Below are 18,676 nucleotides of genomic sequence, written 5' to 3'. Positions count from 1 at the left end.
CAATGCCCCTGCCTGCTAAGGAATCCCGCCGTCGGAACGCAGGATCGAACCGGTAGTGAAACTAGATGCGTCGGACGCCAGAAATACAGCGGCTCCGACGATTTCACGCGGATCCCCGGCACGCTTCAAAGAAAGGTGCGGGAAGTTGTCGCCGCTGTCGTCGAGGTTCCATGCCTTGCTGACATCGGTCAGGTAGGGCCCGGCCATCAGCGTGTTGACCCGTACGGTCGGCCCGAACGCCTGCGCGAGGCCCTCGGTCATGGCGTTGAGCCCGGCCTTGGCGGCAGCGTAGGGAATGATGCCGCCGTTCGGGCGCAGCGACCCGGTCGAGCTCACGTTGATGATGGAGCCGCGACCGGCGGCCACCATCCGTTCGCCCACCAGCGCCGATAACCGGAAGGGCCCCTTGAGGTTCAGGTTCACCACGGCGTCGAACAGCTTTTCGGTGACGTCGCTCAGCTTGTCGTACAGCGGCGACATGCCGGCGTTGTTGATCAGGGTGTCGATTTTGCCGAACCGCTCGTAGGTCGCGTCGACCAAGCCGTCGAGCTGATCCCAGCGGCCCACGTGCACCTGATACGGCAGGGCAGAACGTCCGGTCTCGGCTTCGATCTCCTTGGCGGTGGACACGCAGTTGTCCAGGTTGCGGCTGGCGATCACCACGTCGGCGCCGCAATGGGCGGCGGCGAACGCCATCTCGCGGCCCAGCCCGCGGCTGCCGCCGGTGATCAGGATGACCCGGTCGGTGAGGTCGAAAAGCTGTTCGGCGTAGCCCATTTCAGCACGCTCCCATCGGACCGGCGGGCAGCGACCGCGCCAGCTCGGCGGCCGTCGCGATCAACCGGGGGATCATCGCCCCGAAGGCGTCCTGGATTGTCGGGTCGACCTTGCCGGTGCGCACCCCGGCCGCGTAGGTCTTTTCCAGCACGATGCCGAGTTTCCAGTTAGCCAATACCAGGTAGTAGTCGATGTTCTCGGTGCACAGCCCGCTGACCTTCTCGTAGTGCCGCAGCAATTCGCTGCGTGTCGGCATGCCCTTCATGTCCAGATAGAAGCCGTCGTCGCTCGGGTTTTCGCCGTCGTAGCCCAGCAGTGCCCAGGCGAGGTCCAGCAGCGGATCGCCGACCGTGGTCATCTCCCAGTCCACGATCGCGGCCAGCCGGGCCGGACCGCCGTGCGCGAACATCACGTTGGCGAACTGGTAGTCGCCGTGCATGATGCCCGGCGTGTAGTGCGCCGGCCGGTTGCGGCGCAGCCACTCGGCGGCGTCGTCCAGGCCGGGAAGTTCGCGCACCTTATAGGCGGCGAGAAAGGCCAGCCAGCGATCGACCTGTCGTTCGTGGAATCCGTCCGGGCGTCCGAAACCGTCGAGACCCTGGCCGCGCCAATCGACGCGGCCCAGCTTGGCGGCGCCGTCGACGAGTTCGAACGCCAGCCCGCGGCGCGCCTGCAGATCGGTGTCAAACGGTGCCTGCCAGCCGCCGTCCATCGGGCTCCACCCGTCGATCGCCCGCATCACGTAGCAGGGCAACCCCAGCACGGTGCCGGTGTCGTCGGCGGCGATGAGCTCGGCGTGCGGCACGTCGGTGTCCGACAGCGCCCGCACCAACCGGATTTCGCGCAGCAAGCCGTCGATGCGCGCGGCGTCGGCGCGGGCGCCGGGCATCCGCAGCACCATGCGCTCGGGACCGCGTTCGATCAGATAAAGCGTGTTCTGCGAACCGCCCTTGAGTTGCTGCAGTGCCGGTTCCTCGCCGCTTCCCGGAGCGTCATTCGCATCCAGCCACCGACCAAGAATGCCCTGGTCGAATTGGGTTTCACCAGCAGTCGCCATCGTCCGCACACCCCGCTCTCAGTGCGGAGAATAGCATTCTCCGCACGCAATGGAGCGTCCCGTTAGCCGCCGATTCCGTTGTCGAGACGGAGATGGGTCAGGAAATACCACGGGATGCCGATCCACTGCGCCGCCGCGACCAGTACCAAAACGACCAAACCGAGCACCGATGCGATGACGCGCGTCCGCGAACGCACCGGCGTAAAAGCCAAGCCCAGAAAAACGACGACCAAACCCCACTCCAACCACATGAGGATCCGCTTGGGCGCGCGCGCCGCCCTGTCGTAGTCGGTGGGGTGAGAGTCCGGAAAGCCGGTCAGGTAAAGATCCATCGCCGCCAGAAAGGCCAATCCCACGGCAACGATCGCGCAGCCGATGCACGCGAGAATGGTGAGGGTTCTCTTTGGCGCCGCGTCCGGTCGCGGCCCGTTGCCCCGGTACATGGCGCGCGCTACTCCGGCTTGTGCGCGCTGAGCAGGAACCCGGGCGCCAGGAAGTGTCCGTGGTTGTCGCGCTCGACGTCGGCGCTGTCGGGACCGAGCGCGGCTGCGTTGCCGTAGACCCGGGCGGGACGCAGGTCGTCGACCCGCCACAGCGTCGAAACAGCTTGGCGCAACTCGGGTTCAGTGAAGCCGCGCGGCCCGTCGTGGCCTAGCGCGCCCGCCGCGAAGGCCAGGATGTACAGGCCCGCACCCGGGGCGGCGGCCCGAAAGATCGACTGCAGGTAGTCCTGGCGCCGCTCGGGCGGCAGTGCGTGCAACAGGCCGCTGTCCAGGATCGTGGCGAAGCGGCTTTCGGAACCGGTTGGGTAGCCACCGAAGTCGGTGACGTCGGCCCGCGCGAACGTCAGCGTCGTCAGCCCTCGTTCGGCGGCTTCCGCGGTCGCGGCGTCGATCGCGGTCGGGCTGGCGTCCAGGCCGACGACGGTGTGCCCACGCTCCGCGAGTGCCAGGGCCAGCGCGGCATGGCCGCAGCCCGAGTCCAGCACATCGCTACGGACGTGATCAAAAAGGGCCGCCAGCTCCGGTTGAGGCTGGCCGATGCTCCACGGCGGCGGCGCTTCGTGCCGGTAGGCGGCGTCCCAATCCACGCTCGGCTGGCTCATCTGCCCTCCCTGATATCGAGGCTCCCTTGCAGATTAGGAGACGGCCGTGCGCCGCGGCAGCCCGCGATGAGAAACTGCCAATCGCGCGCGTCGACGCCACTGGACACCCGACAACAGGGAGAAACATGCAAGTGCTGCTGGTCCGCCACGCGCTGCCGCTGCGCAGCGAGCACGGCCAGGGTTCCGATCCGGATCTCTCGGAAGAGGGGATCGCCCAGATCGCGCGGCTGCCCGAGGCGCTGGCCCGGTTCCCGATCTCCCGGGTGGTCAGCAGCCCGCAGCGCCGCGCGATTCAAACCGCGCAGCCGGTCGCCGCGGCCTGCGCACTGGCCGTCGAGGTCGACGACCGGTTCGCCGAATACGACCGCGACCTGCCCGCCTACATCCCGGTCGAGCAGATCCGTGCGGAGAACCCGCAGGAATGGGAGCGCATGGCGCAGGGCCACCTGCCCAGTGCCGTCGACGAGGACGCCTTCCGGGCGCGGGTGCAGGCGGCGATCGACGATCTCGTCGCCACGGCCGATCCCGAGGACACCGTCGCGGTGTTCAGCCACGGCGGCGTGATCAACCTGCTCCTGCACCAGATTCTGGGGACGAAGCGGCTGCTGTCGTTCCCGGTGGACTACGCGTCGGTGACCCGCCTGCTGTATTCCCGCTCGGGTCAGGCGACGGTTGCGGGGGTCAATGGTGTCGAACACGTGTGGGACCTGTTACCGCGCAACCAGCGATGGTAGACAAGTTCGGTGACTTCGGCTGATCGACTCGACGGGCTGGACCTGCCCGCCCTGGACCGGTATCTGCGTTCGCTCGGAATCGAGCGCGACGGCGAGTTGCGCGGGGACTTCATCTCCGGTGGCCGCTCCAATCTGACGTTCCGGGTCTACGACGACAAGACCAACTGGCTGGTGCGGCGCCCGCCGCTGCACGGCCTGACGCCGTCGGCGCACGACATGTCCCGCGAGTACCGGGTGGCGGCGGCCCTGCAGGACACGGCCGTTCCGGTGGCCCGCGCGATCGCCCTGTGCGAGGACGAGTCGGTGCTCGGCGCACCGTTTCAGGTCGTCGAATTCGTTGCCGGCCAGGTGGTGCGCCGCCGCGCGCAAATCGAAGCGTTCAACCACACCGTCATCGACAAATGCGCCGACTCGTTGGTGCGGGTGCTCGTCGACCTGCACCGCGTCGACCCGCAGGAGGTCGGGCTGGGCGACTTCGGCAAGCCCAGCGGCTACCTGGAACGCCAGGTGCGCCGGTGGGGTTCGCAATGGCAGCTGGTGCGACTACCCGACGACCATCGGGACGCCGACGTCGAGCGGCTGCATTCCGGTCTGCAGCAAGCGATTCCAGAACAGAGCCGGACGTCGATCGTGCATGGCGACTACCGGATCGACAACACGATCCTGGACGCCGACGATCCGACTCGGGTGCGCGCGGTCGTGGACTGGGAACTGTCGACGCTGGGCGACCCGCTGTCCGACGCCGCCCTGATGTGCGTGTACCGAGACCCCGCGTTGGACCTGATCGTCAACGCGCAAGCCGCCTGGACTTCGCCGCTGCTGCCGACGGCCGACGAGCTGGCGGACCGGTACTCGCTGGCCGCGGGGCTGCCGCTGGAGCACTGGGAGTTCTACATGGCGCTGGCGTACTTCAAGCTGGCCATCATCGCCGCGGGCATCGACTTCCGCCGGCGAATGTCGGATCAGGCCAGCGGCAAGGAGTCCGAGCACACGCCCGAGGTCGTCGCGCCGCTGATCTCGCGCGGCCTCGGCGAGCTGGCGAAGCTACCCGGCTAGATCGGTCCCGGTAAGCCCGATGTCGGTGGCCGTCGCGGCCGCCGCCGCATGGTGTTTTTTAGCGGCCCGGCGCAGTTGAATGATGCGCGCGGTGCCGACCGCCACCGTCAACAGCCCGCCGACGACCGTCGCCAGCAGGATTGCCACGCCCAGCGGCAGGCTCCAGCGCCAGACCAGAAACTGAAACGATGCCGAGGTCGTGTTCTGGGTAATGAAGATCAGTAACACGATCAGGATCAGGAAGCCCGCGATCAACGCCGACCATAACGCGCCGGCGCGGGTGAACCCGATAGCCGGTTCTTTGTGCGTCGGGCCGACGGGGGGAGGCGGCGTGGGCGAGGCAGGGGAGTTGCTGCTCATAGTGTCATCTTGTCCCCATCCGCCAGAGAATGAAACTAACAACGCCACGAACCCCGTCCTGCCTGCGCAATGGTGCGGTGTTCAGGTGTCGCGGCGGTTAGGGTCTGCGGGTATGAGGATGCCGCGGCGCGTGCACCGCGCGATCGTCGCCGCGGCGGTGGGCTTGGCAACGATCAGTGTGCTTGCGTCCTGCAGCAATTCCGATCCGCTGGGGCCGCAGGTCCGCAGCATGAGATCGATCGTGGTTGGCTCCGGCGACTTCCCGGAATCCCAGATCCTGGCCGAGATCTACGCACAGGCATTGCAGGTGAACGGGTTTGATGTCGGGCGGCGCATGGGCATCGGCAGCCGCGAGACATACATCCCCGCGTTGAAGGATCATTCCGTGGACTTGGTGCCGGAATACATCGGCAACCTCTTGCAATACTTCGAGCCCAAATCGAGCGCAACCATGCTCGACGCCGTCGAATTGGAGCTCTACCAGCGCCTGCCCGGCGACCTGTCCATTCTGACGCCCTCGCCGGCTTCCGACACCGACACCATCACCGTCACCGGCGAAACCGCTGCGGCCTGGCACCTGAAGACCATCGGCGACCTGGCAGCGCACTCGCCGGACGTCAGGCTCGGGGCACCGTCGGACTTCCAGGCCCGACCCTCGGGGCTGCCCGGCCTGAAGCAGAAGTACGGGCTGACCATCGGCCCGGGCAATTTCGTTGCGATCGAAGACGGCGGCGGGGCCGTGACCGTGCGCGCGCTGGTCGAAAGAAGGGTCAACGCCGCCAACATCTTCAGCACGTCACCGGCCGTCCCGCAGAACCACCTGGTGGTACTCGAGGACCCCGAGCACAACTTCCTGGCCGGCAACATTGTGCCGCTGGTGAATTCGCAGAAGAAGTCTGACCGCCTCAAGGATGTGCTGGACGCGGTATCGGCGAAGCTGACCTCCGCGGGCGTCGCGGCGCTCAACGCCGAGGTGGCGGGCAACTCGGGCAAAGACCCCGGCCAGGTCGCGCGGAACTGGTTGCGCGACAACGGCTTCGATCGGCCGCTGGCGCAATGATCAGCTTCTGTCGGGTCAGCAAGGTCTTCCCCGGCGGCAACACCGCCGTCGACGACCTCAGCCTCGAGGTCCCCGACGGCAAGTTGACCGTGTTCGTCGGCTCGTCGGGCAGTGGCAAGAGCACCGCGCTGCGGATGATCAACCGCATGGTCGAGCCGACGTCGGGCACCATCACGGTGGCCGGCGCCGACGTGTCGACGGTCGATGCGGTCCAGCTTCGCCTCGGAATCGGTTACGTCATGCAGAATGCCGGACTGATGCCGCATCAGCGGGTGATCGACAACGTCGCGACCGTGCCGGTGCTCAAGGGGCAGCCGCGGCGGGCGGCTCGCAAGGCCGCCTACGCGGTGCTCGAGCGTGTGGGCCTGGACGCCAAGCTGGCCAACCGATTTCCCGCGCAGCTGTCCGGCGGCGAACAACAGCGCGTCGGCGTGGCCCGCGCCCTGGCCGCCGATCCGCCGATCTTGCTGATGGACGAGCCGTTTTCGGCCATCGACCCCGTGGTCCGGCACGAGCTGCAAAACGAAATACTGCGCCTGCAAGGCGAATTGCACAAGACGATCGTGTTCGTCACCCACGACATCGACGAGGCCCTCAAACTCGCCGACCGGGTGGCGGTGTTCGGCCGCGGCGGCGTGCTGCAGCAATACGACGCGCCCGCGGAACTGCTCTCGTGTCCCGCCAACGAGTTCGTGGCCCGGTTCATCGGGCTCGGCCGCGGCTACCGCTGGCTGCAACTCATCGAGGCGGCCGGGTTGCCGTTGCACGACCTCGATCGAATTGTCCTGGGCGCGTTGGCCGATGGTTCGGCCACGTGCGCCGCGGACGGCTGGACGCTGGTGGTCGACGACGGCGGCGGGCCGGTGGGTTGGATCGACGCCGACGGGGTGCGACGTCATCGTGCGGGCACGCCGTTGCGGGACTGCCTCAGCGCGGTGGGTTCGCAGCTCCGCCCGGGCGGCAACCTCAGCCAGGCACTCGACGCGGCGTTGTCCTCTCCGTCGTTCGTCGGCGTCGCGGTCGACCGCGACGGCAGGGTCGTCGGCGGCGTGCTGGCCACCGACGTCCTGGCCGCGGTGGAAGCGCAGCGCCGGGTCTGAACATGCACTATCTGCTGACTCATCTGGGCGACGCCGGGCGGTTGACGGTCGTGCATCTGCGGCTTGCGTTGGTGCCGGTGCTGATCGGGCTCGCGGTCGCGGTGCCGCTGGGCATGCTGGTGCAACGCGCACCGATTCCCCGGCGGTTGACGACGGCGGCCGCCAGCGTCGTGTTCACCATCCCGTCGCTGGCGTTGTTCGTGGCCCTGCCGACGATCATCGGGACGCGCATCCTCGACGAGGTCAACGTCATCGTCGCGCTGACGGCCTATACCACCGCGTTGTTGGTGCGGGCTATCCTCGAGGCGCTGGACGTCGTTCCCGCGCAGGTGCGGGACGCGGCGACCGCGGTGGGTTACCCGACGATCAAGCGAAAGCTGAAAGTCGAACTGCCGCTGTCGATTCCGGTCATGGTCGCCGGCCTGCGCGTCGTCGTGGTGACGAACATCGCGATGGTGGCGGTGGGCTCGGTGATCGGCATCGGGGGGCTCGGCTCGTGGTTCACCATGGGATACCAAGCCAACAAGAGCGACCAGATCGTCGCTGGCATCATCGTGTTGCTGGTGCTTGCCGTCGTCCTGGACGTGTCGATCCTCGTCGTCGGGCGGCTGGCCACGCCCTGGGAGCGTGCCACCCGCAGGGCGGGCCGGCGGCGATTGGTGCCGGCCCCGGTCGTGGGGGGTGCGCGATGAACTTCGTCGGGCAGGCGGTGTCCTACCTGCTGACCGCCGACAACTGGACCGGCCCGGTCGGGCTCGCCGCGCGCACCATCGAACACCTGGAATACACCGCGCTGGCAGTCGGCGCGTCCGCCCTGATCGCCGTCCCGCTCGGCATGCTGATCGGGCACACCGGCCGCGGCACGCTGCTGGTGGTGGGCACGATCAACGGTCTGCGTGCCCTGCCGACGCTGGGTGTGCTACTGCTCGGGGTGTTGCTGTTCGGGCTGGGCATAGGCCCGCCGCTGGTGGCACTGACGCTGCTGGGCGTGCCGTCGCTGCTGGCCGGCACCTACGCGGGCATCGCCAGCGTCGAGCCCACGGTGGTCGACGCCGCCCGCGCGATGGGCATGACCGAGGCCCAGGTCCTGCTGCGCGTCGAGGTGCCCAACGCGCTGCCGCTGATCCTGGGCGGGCTGCGCAACGCGACGTTGCAGGTGGTCGCCACCGCAACGGTGGCCGCCTATGCCAGCCTGGGCGGGCTGGGCCGATACCTGATCGACGGGATCAAGATGCGCGAATTCCAGCTCGCCCTGGTCGGTGCGCTGATGGTGGCGGCCCTGGCGCTGGCGCTCGACGCCCTGCTGGCGTTCGCGGTGTGGCTGTCCGTGCCGGGCACCGGGCGGCTGCGCAGGTCGCGGCGGCGTGACCACGTGAAACCGGCCCCACTTGGCGACAAAGCTGCCCCCGTCAGCGGACACGTCTTACGGTAGGAGTGTGAACGCCCCTACCGATCCGACCCAGCCCGCTTGGCCGGCGATGTTGACATGGCGCGCACCGGATGTGTCCCGTATGGAATCGGTGCGAGTTTATTTGTCCGGCAAGCGAATTCGAGCCAATGGCCGCATTGTGGCGGCGGCCACCGCCGCCAACCCCGCCTTCGGCGCCTTCTACGAGGTGCAGACCGACGAGAGCGGGGCCACCAAGAGGTTCGGGCTGACCGTCACCTTGGCCGAGCGCGAACGCCAGCTCGCCATCTCCCGTGACGAGGAAAACATGTGGTTGATCAGCGATCACCATGGGGAACGGCGCGAAGGATTCAACGGCGCGCTCGACGTCGACGTGGTGTTCAGCCCGTTTTTCAACGCGCTGCCCATCCGCCGCCTCGACTTGCAGCATCAGGCCGACTCGATCGCGCTGCCGATGGTCTACGTGCACGTTCCCGACATGACCGTTTCCGCGGCGATCGTGAACTACACCAGCACGGGTAGTCTCGACGGCATCAAGCTGCGCTCACCCGTCGCCGACACCACCGTGACGGCCGACGCCGACGGCTTCATCGTGGACTATCCCGGATTGGCAGAGCGGATCTGATCACCCCGCCCGCCCGGCCCGCGGCGGCCAGCTCCTCGCGCCACTTCTCGGCGCCGATGACGACGGGAAAGATGTCGGAGCGCGGAAAGCGGTCGTAGCGCGTGTGGGCGGCGTGACCCGCCTCGACCAGCTCGGCAACTGAGTTGTCCCAGTCCAGCGAGTCGCGGGCGCGGCTCAGCAGGTCGATCATGCGGTCGACGGCCGGCAGCAGCTGCGCGGAGTTCGCTTCGCACATGGCCCGGACCAGGTCCGGGGCGCTGCCGGCCACGCGGGTGCCGTCGCGGAAGGAGCCAGCGGCCAGCGCGAAGGCCAGTGGCACCTCGGCGGCCGTCACCGCCAGCGCCTCGGCGAGCAGGTGCGGGAGATGGGATATCGCGGCGGCCGCCGCGTCGTGCTCGTCGGAGCGGGCCGGCACCACCACCGAGCCGCAGTCCAGCGCCAACGTCATCACCATCCACCAGACCACCGGGTCGACGTGGTCATCGACGCTGACCACCCACGGGGCCATCGTGAACAACCCGGCGTGCCCGGCGGACCAGCCCGAGTTTTCCGTGCCGGTCATCGGGTGACCGCCGACGAAGCGGTCCTGCAGGCCGGCCGCCTTGACCTCGTCGAGCACCGCGGTTTTGACGCTGGTGACGTCGGTCAGGGGGCATTGGGGGGCCAATTCGCTGATGTGGGCGAGCATGCTCGGCAACGCCGGCATCGGCACGGCCAGCACGATCAGCGCGCCGGTACGGGCGGCGCGGGTCAGCGTGTGGGTGAGGTCGGTGGTGGCGTCGAATCCGTCGGCGACGGCCCCCTGGGCGCCCTCGACGGACCGGTTGTAGCCGAACACTTCCCGCCCCGCGGCGGCCGCCGCCCGCATGATCGAGCCGCCGATGAGCCCCAGACCGAGCACGCATACCGGTGTTCTGGTCGCTGTCCAAGCCACAGTGCAAGGTTGGCACAGTTCGCCCGAAGCGCTGCTCTCAGGTGGCGCGCCGAGTGGGCCTTATCTGGTCAAGCGGCCTGGTCGGCGACTAGCGTAGGCGCCCATGGGATCACAACGGGCCTCAGCGCAGGGCCCGGCCGCGGACGCGCCGGACGGCTTTGGTGTCGCCGTCGTCAGGGAAGAGGGCCAGTGGCGCTGTTCCGTCATGGGACCCAAGGCGCTGACCAGTCTGAGCGCCGCCGAGACGGAATTGCGTGAACTGCGCAGCGCGGGAGCGGTCTTCGGGCTGCTCGATGTCGACGACGAATTCTTCGTCATCGTGCGTCCCGCGCCGTCGGGGACCCGGTTGCTGCTCTCCGATGCCACCGCGGCGCTCGACTACGACATCGCCGCCGAGGTCCTGGATAACTTGGACGCCGACATCGATCCCGAAGACCTCGAGGAGTCCGAGCCGTTCGAGGAGGGTGACCTCGGATTGCTGTCCGACATCGGCCTGCCCGAGGCGGTGCTGGGCGTCATTCTCGACGAGACCGACCTGTATGCCGACGAGCAGCTGGGCCGCATCGCCCGCGAGATGGGCTTCGCCGATCAGCTGTCGGCGGTGATCGACCGCTTGGGTCGGTGATCGCGAGCGCGGCCGTGGCGATCGCAAGCGCGGCCGCGCCGGGCGCCGCGGGTCGCCGCGAATGACCCAGCTGGGCGAAGCGGGTCGCCGCCGTCAGACTGGGTCGGTGAGCACCACCGACGAGGATCTGATCCGTGCCGCACTGTCGACCGCGATGACCGCGGGTTCCCGGGACGTGCCGATCGGTGCGGTGATCTTGGGGCCGGACGGAACCGAACTCGCCCGGGCCGTTAATGCCCGTGAGGCCCTTGGTGATCCGACCGCGCACGCGGAGATCCTGGCGATACGCACCGCCGCCGCCGTGCTCGGTGACGGGTGGCGGCTGGAAGGCACGACCCTGGCGGTCACCGTCGAGCCGTGCACGATGTGCGCGGGCGCGTTGGTGCTGGCGCGCGTCGCGCGGCTGGTGTTCGGCGCCTGGGAGCCCAAGACGGGTGCGGTCGGTTCGCTGTGGGATGTGGTGCGTGACCGCCGGCTCAATCACCGCCCGCAGGTGCGCGGCGGCGTGCTCGCGCGGGAGTGCGCTGCGCCGCTGGAGGCGTTCTTCGCGCGCCAGCGATTGGGGTGAGAGGCGGTTCCTTCTGTAAGCTGCTCGGCGGTGGTGTGTCCGAGCGGCCTAAGGAGCACGCCTCGAAAGCGTGTGACGGCTAAAACCGTCCGAGGGTTCAAATCCCTCCGCCACCGCCAAAGCTCTCGGCGAGAAATCGCAGGAAGAGACGCATTTCCAGGTTTCCTAAGGTTGCGCCTGAATGGCTTATGGCCACAGTTTGGCCGCAACCTCAGGCGAATACCGGTCATCCAGCTTCGTGGCGACGACATAGAGATCGTCGTCAAACAAGTCGCTGTAGGTATCGAGCGTGACCTTCGCGCTCTGGTGGCCCAACATCCGCTGCAGCGCTAAAACGTCCGACAACACCGGGTGGCGCGGCGGCAGGGTGGACGATATGCGAAGTAGACTTTGGGAACCTCGCCGGTGAAGTTGATGTTGAGCACCAGCGACGGCGCGCCAGGGCGGGTCGCGATTGGCTGACCGAGGCGGAACCTCTGCCCGGTCTCATGGAGCACTGAGTCAGCCAAGATTGGCTGCGGCGCTGTGTAATTCACGTAGCGCCTCGCACGCGAGGGTGCCCAGGTTCCGGGTTTCGTCCGGTTCTATCCAGCGGGCATAGGCGGTCTTGAACGCCAGCGCCCCGAGCTCGGCGGCCAACGCGGCCGTCGGGCCCGGTATGCCCCGGGTTTGCAGCGCCTCGGCCATTGCGAGGGCAAGTCCGATCTGTTTGAGTGCGTAGCGCTCCTGTAGCTCGGCACTGGTCGCGACCATCGCTTGCAACCTTGGCGCGAACTCCCGTTTATCCGGCGTGAACGCCGCCGCGGCTGACTTCAGACCGGAGCACACGGTGTCCAGTGGGGTCGCGTCGGCTGGCGCCGCGGCGATGCCCTCGCGCATCAGCCGCGCGAGGGCATCCTGGCCCGCCGCCAGCACGTCGCGTTTGTCGGGGAAGTGCCGAAGGAAGGTGCTCTTCGTGAGGCCCGCCCGCTCGGCGATCTGCGCGACCGTCGTCTCGTCGTATCCGCGTTCGTTGAACAACTCCAGCGCCGCCGCGACCAAGCGTTCGCGCGCGTCGGGTTGCCAGCGAGCCATCCGCATCACCGAAGGAAGTCATTCATGCGCATATTCGTCACCGGTGCCAGCGGTGGAATCGGGTCGGCCGTCGTCACACACCTCATCGCGGCTGGTCATCACGTCGTGGGACTGGCCCGATCCGAGTCCTCGGCCGCGAGGATCAGCCGCCTCGGCGCAGAGCCGTTGCGCGGCGACGTCGCCGACCTCGACGTGCTGCAAAAGGCGATCGATGCCGACGGTGTCGCCTACCTCGCGTTCTCCCACGACTTCACGTTGCCCCAGGACTTCAACAGCACAGGGGACGCCGTCGGCGACGAAGCCCGCGCGGTCGCCGCGATCGGCGAAGCGCTCGTCGAGACGGGTAAACCTCTCGTTCTGGCGAACGGCACCCCGGCGGCGCCCGGCCGACCGAGTACCGAGACCGATCCGTTCATGACCGAGGGCCCCGTGGCCGGCCGCGGCCGCACCGGTCAGTTCGTCGTCGACCTGGCCGAGCGCGGCGTCCGATCGTCGGTGGTACGGCTACCGCGGTCGGTGCATGACGCAGGCGGGCGATACGGTTTTGCCAGTCTCCTGATCCAGGCCGCGCGACGCAGCGGTGTGTCGGCCTACGTCGGCGACGGCACACAGCGGTGGCTCGCCGTCCATCGCGAGGATGCCGCCGCGTTGTTCCGCATCGCTCTCGAAGAGGCACCGCCCGGCTCGGTACTGCACGCAGTGGGTGACGAGGGCGACCCGATGCGAGCGATCGCCGAGGTGATCGGCCGCCGCCTCGGCGTGCCTGTCGCCTCCGCTCCCGCCGAAGACTTCGGACCGCTCGGCGCCATCTTCGCCGCCGATCAGCCGTCGTCCAGCGCGCTGACGCGCCAGCGATTCGACTGGGCGCCCACCCATCCGAGCCTGCTCGAGGATCTGGAAATCGGCGACTATCCGGAGTAACCGCAGGGCGGTGTGTGCGGGCCGGTAGTGAAATGGGTCACCGGTCTGGGCAGACGGGCAGCTTTCGTGTCGCTCACGCGTTGCAGCCGTATGCGCCGACTTTAACGGCGAATGGATTGTTGAGTGAGGCCGACATGTTGCAAAATCCCAAGGGGCGCTACCCAATCGGCGAGGCCGTCTGGATTCTCGCCGGAATCGTCATTCTGCTGGCCCTCGGCGACATCGCCGTTGTTCTGGCCCTGGGCGCGGCGGGCGTCGCCATCGCCGCGATCTGGTACGTCCACCGCAACATCGAGCATCCCGCCGAACACGACGTCACCGAGTTGGCCCGCGTCACGCCGCTACGTTCCGGGGTCGCCCTCGCACCTGACGTGCGTGGTCCGAGGGCCGCATAGGGTCAGCTAACGGCGCCGGCGAGCCCCCGAAGCGTCTGCAACTCGCTGTCCCGGTACGGCTTTCCGTCGGGCAGCACCAGGTCGTGGAACCACAGTTTCGGCGGCGTGGTGTACGGGTGATCCCACGAATCCCACGGGATATAAGTCTGGGTCTTCCCGGCAACGAATCCCCAGTTGATGGCTCCGACGTTATGCCGCTTGGCAATTGGGAGAACCGACTCGATGGTGCTGCCCTGCGGGCGAGCCATGTATTCGGTGCAGATGATCGGCCGGCCCATCGGCGCCAGCTCACCGATCTTGGACTCGAACTCGGCCGGCTTGCCGTAATTGTGAAACGTGATCACGTCGGCGTTGTCGAGCTGAATCGAGCTGATCGCGCTGCGGCTGCCCCGGTCCGCCCACGCACCTTGCCAGACACCGCTGGTCAGCGGCTGAGCGGGATCGACAGCGCGCGCCCAGCGGAACACCTGCGGCAGCAGCTCCGCTACGTGCTGCAGCTTGTCCGCGCGTTCGACCTTGCGGTATTCCTTGGCGGGATTATCGGGTTCGTTCCACAGATCCCATCCCAACACCCGGTCGTCATTGCGGAACTGAGTCAACACCCCGGTGACATAGTCCTGCATGACGGCGGCGTAGCGGGGATCACCGAGGCGTTCGGCGCCCGGGCTCTGCACCCAGCCGGAGTTGTGCACACCCGGTACCGGAGGGTGCTGCGGTCCGGCCTTCGGCACCGGGTCCCAACAGGAGTCGAAGAAGACGAAAAGCGGTTTGATGCGATGGCGCGCCGCGATTCCCACAAACTGACCCAGGCGTGCCTGGAAGCCCTGGCGATCCGTGGCCCACAGTTGGTCGTGCAGGAAGACCCGCATGGTATTGAACCCGTGCGACCGCGCCAGGTTCAGCTCGCTGTCGATGCGCTGGGGGTCGTAGGTTCCCGCCTGGAACATCTCGAACTGGTTGATCGCGGTCGAGGGAACGTAGTTCGCACCGACCAGCCAGCCCTGCGACTGATACCAGGCGTTGGCGCGCTCGGGTGTCCATCGATCCGCGACGGCCGACGCGCGAGGCGTGTGGGCCAGTGCCATGCCCGCTGCCAGCAGCAACGGTGATTTCAGTGCCGTACGTCGTTGTATCAAATGCCACCAATTTTCCCGTCTGCTGCGGCTGGAGCGGCTGATTGACACGCGTTGGATCGATGTTTTGAAATCGTTATCTCGCCGTGACACAACGGTTCTTGGGCGCGGAGGCTAACGCAGCTTGCGGCCCTCATCGTCCTTGACGTTGCCGGTCAACATCATGATCGCGTCGACTACGCCCCAGATGATGCTGCCGAGCAGCACCGGCACGCCGAGGAGACAGAACACGCTGAAGACGATGCCGAGCAGCCCCAGGCCCAGCTGCGCGGCGGCGATTTGCGTGGACTCGATGTAGAAGCGTCCGATGCCGAACGAGCCGAAGAACAGCTGCAGCAGGCCGGCGGTGGTGGCCGACTTATCCGAAAGGGGAAGGCCCGTGGCGAGATCCCGTCCGAACGGCGCGTAGGGATCGACCGCGTATCCCGGATGACCGCCGTAGGGTTGAAATCCGGGGTAGGGCTGCGGCGCCGAATGGCCCGGCTGGTGCCGATAGCCCGATGGAGGTGGGTAGCTCGACGGCGGCGGGAATTGAGGGCCCGGTTGCGGACCATAACCGTACGGCTGCCACCCCTCCGGCGGTGGGCCGGGCGGGTATTCCGGCGGATTGGGCGTCGACACCCGGCCCACTGTATATGTCGCTCGAAGTACGCAGGCTTCGCCAACATCCGGCGGCGAATGCGACCTCTTCTCAGCGCGGCCCGAACGGCGGGATACTGAGCGGGTGGCTGATCGCAACGTGCTAGGTGGGCCGCTGCAGCCTTGCGGCACCGAGCCGCTCACCGGTTTCTACCGCGACGGTTGCTGCTCGACCGGGCCCGAGGACCGCGGTCGGCACACCATCTGCGCCGTGATGACCGCCGACTTTCTGGAGCACCAGCGCTCGATCGGCAATGATCTGTCGACCCCGGTCCCGGAGTACCGGTTTCCCGGCCTGCTCCCGGGTGATCGCTGGTGCGTGACCGCGCTGAACTGGCTGCGCGCTCATGAGGACGGGTACGCCGCCCCGGTGGTGTTGGCCTCCACGCACGAAAGCACGCTCGAGGTCGTGCCGCTGGATGTGCTGCTTGAACACAAGGTCGACGTCCCAGACGATTTGGCGAACCTGTAGAGCGGGCGCCGGTTGGCGTACGCCCGTGGAAACGCTGGCGTTACTGTGATACGTCGAATAGTCGGCACCTGGTCGAGGAGGCGGTCGCATGAGCTCTGCCGGCCCCGACATCGCGGACATCGACTTCGACGATCTGACCTCGCCCACGCTGACCGACATCCAGCGTCAGGTCCTGGAATTCACCGAGGCCAAGCGCGTCGACCTGAACATCGACCGGATGTTTGCCGAAGCCGTTGACCAGGCCGGGGTGGGCTCCGATCTAGATGACGCCGATGGCTTCGGGGACCGGCTGACCGCGCACGTGGCCGCGATCGAATCCGACACGAGCCTTCGCGAGCTCACCCGCTCAACCCTGCGCCAACGGGTAGTTCGGTTACTGCGCAACCGGTTGTCGCTCACCCAGCTCCTCAAACGCTATCCCGAGATCCAGTCGATCCCGATCGAAAAGCCCTTCATCGTCGTCGGGATGCCGCGATCGGGTACCACGCATCTGGTGAACCTCATTGCTGCCGATCCCCGCCGGCGCGCGTTGCCGTATTGGGAGAGCCAGGATCCGATACCCGCCCGCGGCCAGGGGCCCGACAGCTTCGGGGTCGATCCGCGCTACGCGCGCGCCAGGGCCGAACACGACGCCCTGATGGCCAGCGCCCCGGTGGTCGCGGCCATGCACGACCGGTTCCCCGAAGCGATCGAGGAGGAGGTCGAGCTGCTCGATCTCGATCTGGCCTCCTACGTTCTGGAATGGCATGCGCAAGTGCCGGATTGGCGTGACTACTACCTGAAGCTCGACCAGTATCGTCATTACGCCTATCTCAAGAAGGTGCTGCAGGCGCTGACATTTCTGCGCGGGCCGCGGACGTGGGTGCTCAAGAGCCCACAACATTGTGAGCAACTCGGCCCGTTGATGGCGACGTTTCCGGATGCGACCGTTGCCTTCACGCACCGCGATCCCGTCGCGGTGATCCAGTCGGCGATCACGATGATGGCTTACTCAGATCGGCTGCGCCGGAACAGCATTGACCCGGCCTGGCTGCTGGACTACTGGAGTGACCGGGTCCACCGACTGCTCAGCGCATGTGTTCGTGACCGTGACATCGTGCCGGCCGAACGCAGCATCGACATCAGCTTCCAGCATCTCAACGGCAACGAGATGCCGCTGCTGGAAGGGCTTTACCAGCGCGGCGGCATCGAGCTGACCCCGAAGGTGCGACGGCGGTTCCAGCAATACCTGGATGACAATCCGCGCGGCAAGCACGGGCGGATCCGCTACGGCCTGGAACGGCATTTCGGAATCTCGGCCGACGAGCTGCGGGGGCGATTCGGCTTCTATTTCGACAGATTCGACGTCAGCCCCGAATGAAGGAGACACCCGCGATGGTCGAACCGGTGTATCGCAGCCGGCCGGGCGCCGACGCCTTGCGCCCGGCGTCCGCCGAGCAGGCCGAACAGGTCGCTCCCGGGCTGTGGTGTTCGCCGGGGCTGTCGAACGCCTACCTGCTCACCACCGCGGACGGCCGGGTGATCGTCAACACCGGCATGGGCTTCGAGGGCCCGGTGCACCGCGCCAACTTCGACGCCGTCGACTCCTCGCCGGTCCGCTACATCATCTTCACTCAGGGCCATGTGGACCACGTCGGCGGCCTGGACAGCGTGCGCGATCCTGATACCACAGTTGTCGCACAAGCGAACTGGACCACGTGGCGCGATGACAACGAACGCCTGCTGCCGTACCGGGCCAGCCGCAGCGCCTTCGCCTTCAGCGACACGTTGGCCACCGGCATCCAAGCCATTCAGCGCCGCCTGGGTACCAAAAAGCTTCCGGCCCAGAGCGTCCCGACCGTTGATCTGGATTTCGAGGACACCCTCACCCTCGAGGTTGGCGGCCGGCGACTGGAGCTGATTTCCGTGCCGGGCGGCGAGACCACCGACTCTTTGGTGGTCTGGCTGCCTGAAGAACGAATCTGCCTGTGCGGAAACACCTTCGGCCCGATATTCGGGCACATCCCCAACCTGGTGACGATGCGCGGCGATCGTTACCGCGACGCTCTGACTGCAGCCGCGTCGGTCGAGCGGGTGCGCAACCTGCGGCCCGACCTGTTGGTCACCGGCCACTTCGCGCCGGTCGCGGGTGCCGACGTCATCGATGCCGAGCTGACCAGGCTGCGCGACGCGCTGCACTACATCCACGACCGGACCGTCGCCGGGATGAACGCAGGCAAAGACGTCCAGACGCTGATGCGCGAGATTGCATTGCCCGCGGAATACGAAGTGGGCCAAGGCTATGGGAAGGTCGCCTGGGATGTCCGCGCGATCTGGGAGAACTACTCGGGGTGGTTCCACCACCGGTCGACAACCGAGCTCTACCCGATCGGCTTCGACGCCGTCGGCGCGGACCTCGTCGAGCTCGCCGGCGCCGATGCGCTCGTCGACCGCGCCCGCGCACACCTCGCCGCGGGACGCCCCGTGCACGCCGTCCACCTCGCCGAAATCGTGTCCGCCGAACATCCGGACCACCCCACGGCGCGTGAGGTGCTGAGGGAGGCGCACGAGAGTCTCCTGGAAGACACCACAAACTTCTGGGAAAGAGCTTGGCTAACAAGGCAGATCGCAAAGAATTCATAGCGTTAGGAACC

At 67.3% G+C, this 18,676-nt stretch carries 23 protein-coding genes and 1 tRNA gene; 15 read left to right on the top strand and 9 right to left on the bottom strand.

The annotated features are described in order from the left end of the window. Nucleotides 1-15: 15 nt before the first annotated feature. The 4 genes from MSG_RS23865 to MSG_RS23850 form a co-directional block, all read right to left on the bottom strand. Nucleotides 16-777: an SDR family NAD(P)-dependent oxidoreductase gene (locus MSG_RS23865; protein WP_096443577.1), complete on the bottom strand. Its 762-nt coding sequence runs from the start codon at nt 775-777 to the stop codon at nt 16-18. Nucleotide 778: 1 nt separating this feature from the next. Beyond that, the gene (locus MSG_RS23860; protein WP_096443575.1) at nt 779-1,834 is read right to left on the bottom strand and encodes a phosphotransferase family protein; all 1,056 of its coding nucleotides are present in this window, start codon (nt 1,832-1,834) and stop codon (nt 779-781) included. A 62-nt stretch (nt 1,835-1,896) separates the two neighbouring features. Beyond that, nucleotides 1,897-2,190, bottom strand: coding sequence for a hypothetical protein (locus MSG_RS23855; RefSeq protein ID WP_232011115.1), 294 nt, complete (start codon nt 2,188-2,190; stop codon nt 1,897-1,899). Nucleotides 2,191-2,285: 95 nt separating this feature from the next. After that, the gene (locus tag MSG_RS23850; protein WP_096443573.1) at nt 2,286-2,939 is read right to left on the bottom strand and encodes a class I SAM-dependent methyltransferase; all 654 of its coding nucleotides are present in this window, start codon (nt 2,937-2,939) and stop codon (nt 2,286-2,288) included. A gap of 125 nt (nt 2,940-3,064) precedes the next feature. Here MSG_RS23850 and MSG_RS23845 point away from each other — a divergent pair, with 125 nt between their 5' ends. After that, nucleotides 3,065-3,673 (top strand): histidine phosphatase family protein, encoded by a 609-nt coding sequence (locus tag MSG_RS23845; RefSeq protein WP_096443571.1) that lies wholly within the window; start codon nt 3,065-3,067, stop codon nt 3,671-3,673. Nucleotides 3,674-3,682: 9 nt separating this feature from the next. Continuing rightward, a complete protein-coding gene (locus tag MSG_RS23840; RefSeq protein ID WP_096443569.1) occupies nt 3,683-4,729 on the top strand; it encodes a phosphotransferase family protein in 1,047 nt (348 codons plus the stop codon). On the opposite strand, the gene MSG_RS23835 is transcribed toward MSG_RS23840, so the two are convergent. Beyond that, entirely contained in the window at nt 4,718-5,089 is a 372-nt protein-coding gene (locus tag MSG_RS23835) for a LapA family protein (protein ID WP_096443567.1), read from the bottom strand. The genes MSG_RS23840 and MSG_RS23835 overlap by 12 nt on opposite strands. Before the next feature lie 112 nt (nt 5,090-5,201). On the opposite strand from MSG_RS23835, the gene MSG_RS23830 reads away from it, so the two are divergent. The 5 genes from MSG_RS23830 to MSG_RS23810 are packed head-to-tail and all read left to right on the top strand — an operon-like array spanning nt 5,202 to nt 9,282. Further along, nucleotides 5,202-6,149 (top strand): ABC transporter substrate-binding protein, encoded by a 948-nt coding sequence (locus MSG_RS23830; RefSeq protein ID WP_096443565.1) that lies wholly within the window; start codon nt 5,202-5,204, stop codon nt 6,147-6,149. Beyond that, nucleotides 6,146-7,249: an ABC transporter ATP-binding protein gene (locus MSG_RS23825; RefSeq protein WP_096443563.1), complete on the top strand. Its 1,104-nt coding sequence runs from the start codon at nt 6,146-6,148 to the stop codon at nt 7,247-7,249. The genes MSG_RS23830 and MSG_RS23825 overlap by 4 nt, the downstream gene beginning before the upstream one ends. 2 nt (nt 7,250-7,251) lie before the next feature. Beyond that, nucleotides 7,252-7,941, top strand: a complete 690-nt coding sequence (locus MSG_RS23820) for an ABC transporter permease (protein ID WP_096443561.1) — start codon at nt 7,252-7,254, stop codon at nt 7,939-7,941. Next, nucleotides 7,938-8,681: an ABC transporter permease gene (locus MSG_RS23815; protein ID WP_096443559.1), complete on the top strand. Its 744-nt coding sequence runs from the start codon at nt 7,938-7,940 to the stop codon at nt 8,679-8,681. Before MSG_RS23820 ends, MSG_RS23815 begins: the two co-directional genes overlap by 4 nt. A 4-nt stretch (nt 8,682-8,685) precedes the next feature. Next, on the top strand, nt 8,686-9,282 hold the full coding sequence (locus MSG_RS23810; RefSeq protein WP_096443557.1) for a putative glycolipid-binding domain-containing protein: 597 nt from the start codon (nt 8,686-8,688) through the stop codon (nt 9,280-9,282). Here the strand turns inward: MSG_RS23810 and MSG_RS23805 are convergent. Then, nucleotides 9,245-10,183, bottom strand: coding sequence for a prephenate dehydrogenase (locus tag MSG_RS23805; protein ID WP_232011333.1), 939 nt, complete (start codon nt 10,181-10,183; stop codon nt 9,245-9,247). The genes MSG_RS23810 and MSG_RS23805 overlap by 38 nt on opposite strands. A gap of 136 nt (nt 10,184-10,319) precedes the next feature. Here MSG_RS23805 and MSG_RS23800 point away from each other — a divergent pair, with 136 nt between their 5' ends. The 3 genes from MSG_RS23800 to MSG_RS23790 all read left to right on the top strand — a co-directional run bounded on the left by MSG_RS23800 (nt 10,320) and on the right by MSG_RS23790 (nt 11,528). Continuing rightward, complete coding sequence (locus tag MSG_RS23800) at nt 10,320-10,841, top strand: tRNA adenosine deaminase-associated protein (protein WP_096443553.1); 522 nt, start codon at nt 10,320-10,322, stop codon at nt 10,839-10,841. A gap of 61 nt (nt 10,842-10,902) precedes the next feature. Next, nucleotides 10,903-11,409, top strand: coding sequence for a nucleoside deaminase (locus MSG_RS23795; protein WP_096443551.1), 507 nt, complete (start codon nt 10,903-10,905; stop codon nt 11,407-11,409). 29 nt (nt 11,410-11,438) lie between these two features. Further along, a tRNA-Ser gene (locus MSG_RS23790) sits at nt 11,439-11,528 on the top strand. Nucleotides 11,529-11,910: 382 nt separating this feature from the next. On the opposite strand, the gene MSG_RS23780 is transcribed toward MSG_RS23790, so the two are convergent. Next, entirely contained in the window at nt 11,911-12,483 is a 573-nt protein-coding gene (locus MSG_RS23780; protein ID WP_096444773.1) for a TetR/AcrR family transcriptional regulator, read from the bottom strand. A 24-nt stretch (nt 12,484-12,507) separates the two neighbouring features. Between MSG_RS23780 and MSG_RS23775 the strand changes: the two genes are divergently transcribed. Both MSG_RS23775 and MSG_RS23770 read left to right on the top strand, forming a co-directional pair. Next, entirely contained in the window at nt 12,508-13,404 is an 897-nt protein-coding gene (locus tag MSG_RS23775) for an SDR family oxidoreductase (protein WP_096443549.1), read from the top strand. 134 nt (nt 13,405-13,538) lie between these two features. Next, the gene (locus MSG_RS23770; protein WP_096443547.1) at nt 13,539-13,799 is read left to right on the top strand and encodes a hypothetical protein; all 261 of its coding nucleotides are present in this window, start codon (nt 13,539-13,541) and stop codon (nt 13,797-13,799) included. Nucleotides 13,800-13,801: 2 nt separating this feature from the next. Here the strand turns inward: MSG_RS23770 and MSG_RS23765 are convergent, their stop codons facing one another. Both MSG_RS23765 and MSG_RS23760 read right to left on the bottom strand, forming a co-directional pair. Continuing rightward, entirely contained in the window at nt 13,802-14,932 is a 1,131-nt protein-coding gene (locus tag MSG_RS23765) for a cellulase family glycosylhydrolase (protein WP_096444772.1), read from the bottom strand. Nucleotides 14,933-15,046: 114 nt separating this feature from the next. Continuing rightward, a complete protein-coding gene (locus tag MSG_RS23760) occupies nt 15,047-15,553 on the bottom strand; it encodes a TM2 domain-containing protein (protein ID WP_096444771.1) in 507 nt (168 codons plus the stop codon). Nucleotides 15,554-15,656: 103 nt separating this feature from the next. On the opposite strand from MSG_RS23760, the gene MSG_RS23755 reads away from it, so the two are divergent. The 3 genes from MSG_RS23755 (at nt 15,657) to MSG_RS23745 (ending at nt 18,665) form a co-directional block, all read left to right on the top strand. Continuing rightward, nucleotides 15,657-16,043: a DUF2237 family protein gene (locus MSG_RS23755; protein ID WP_096443545.1), complete on the top strand. Its 387-nt coding sequence runs from the start codon at nt 15,657-15,659 to the stop codon at nt 16,041-16,043. Between the two features lie 88 nt (nt 16,044-16,131). After that, nucleotides 16,132-17,403: a sulfotransferase family protein gene (locus MSG_RS23750; protein WP_096443541.1), complete on the top strand. Its 1,272-nt coding sequence runs from the start codon at nt 16,132-16,134 to the stop codon at nt 17,401-17,403. A gap of 14 nt (nt 17,404-17,417) precedes the next feature. Beyond that, nucleotides 17,418-18,665 (top strand): MBL fold metallo-hydrolase, encoded by a 1,248-nt coding sequence (locus tag MSG_RS23745; protein WP_096444770.1) that lies wholly within the window; start codon nt 17,418-17,420, stop codon nt 18,663-18,665. Nucleotides 18,666-18,676 lie beyond the last annotated feature (11 nt).

It is taken from the genome of Mycobacterium shigaense, from assembly GCF_002356315.1.
Lineage (GTDB): Bacteria > Actinomycetota > Actinomycetes > Mycobacteriales > Mycobacteriaceae > Mycobacterium > Mycobacterium shigaense.
This window is presented reverse-complemented; position numbering and strand designations above follow the sequence as displayed.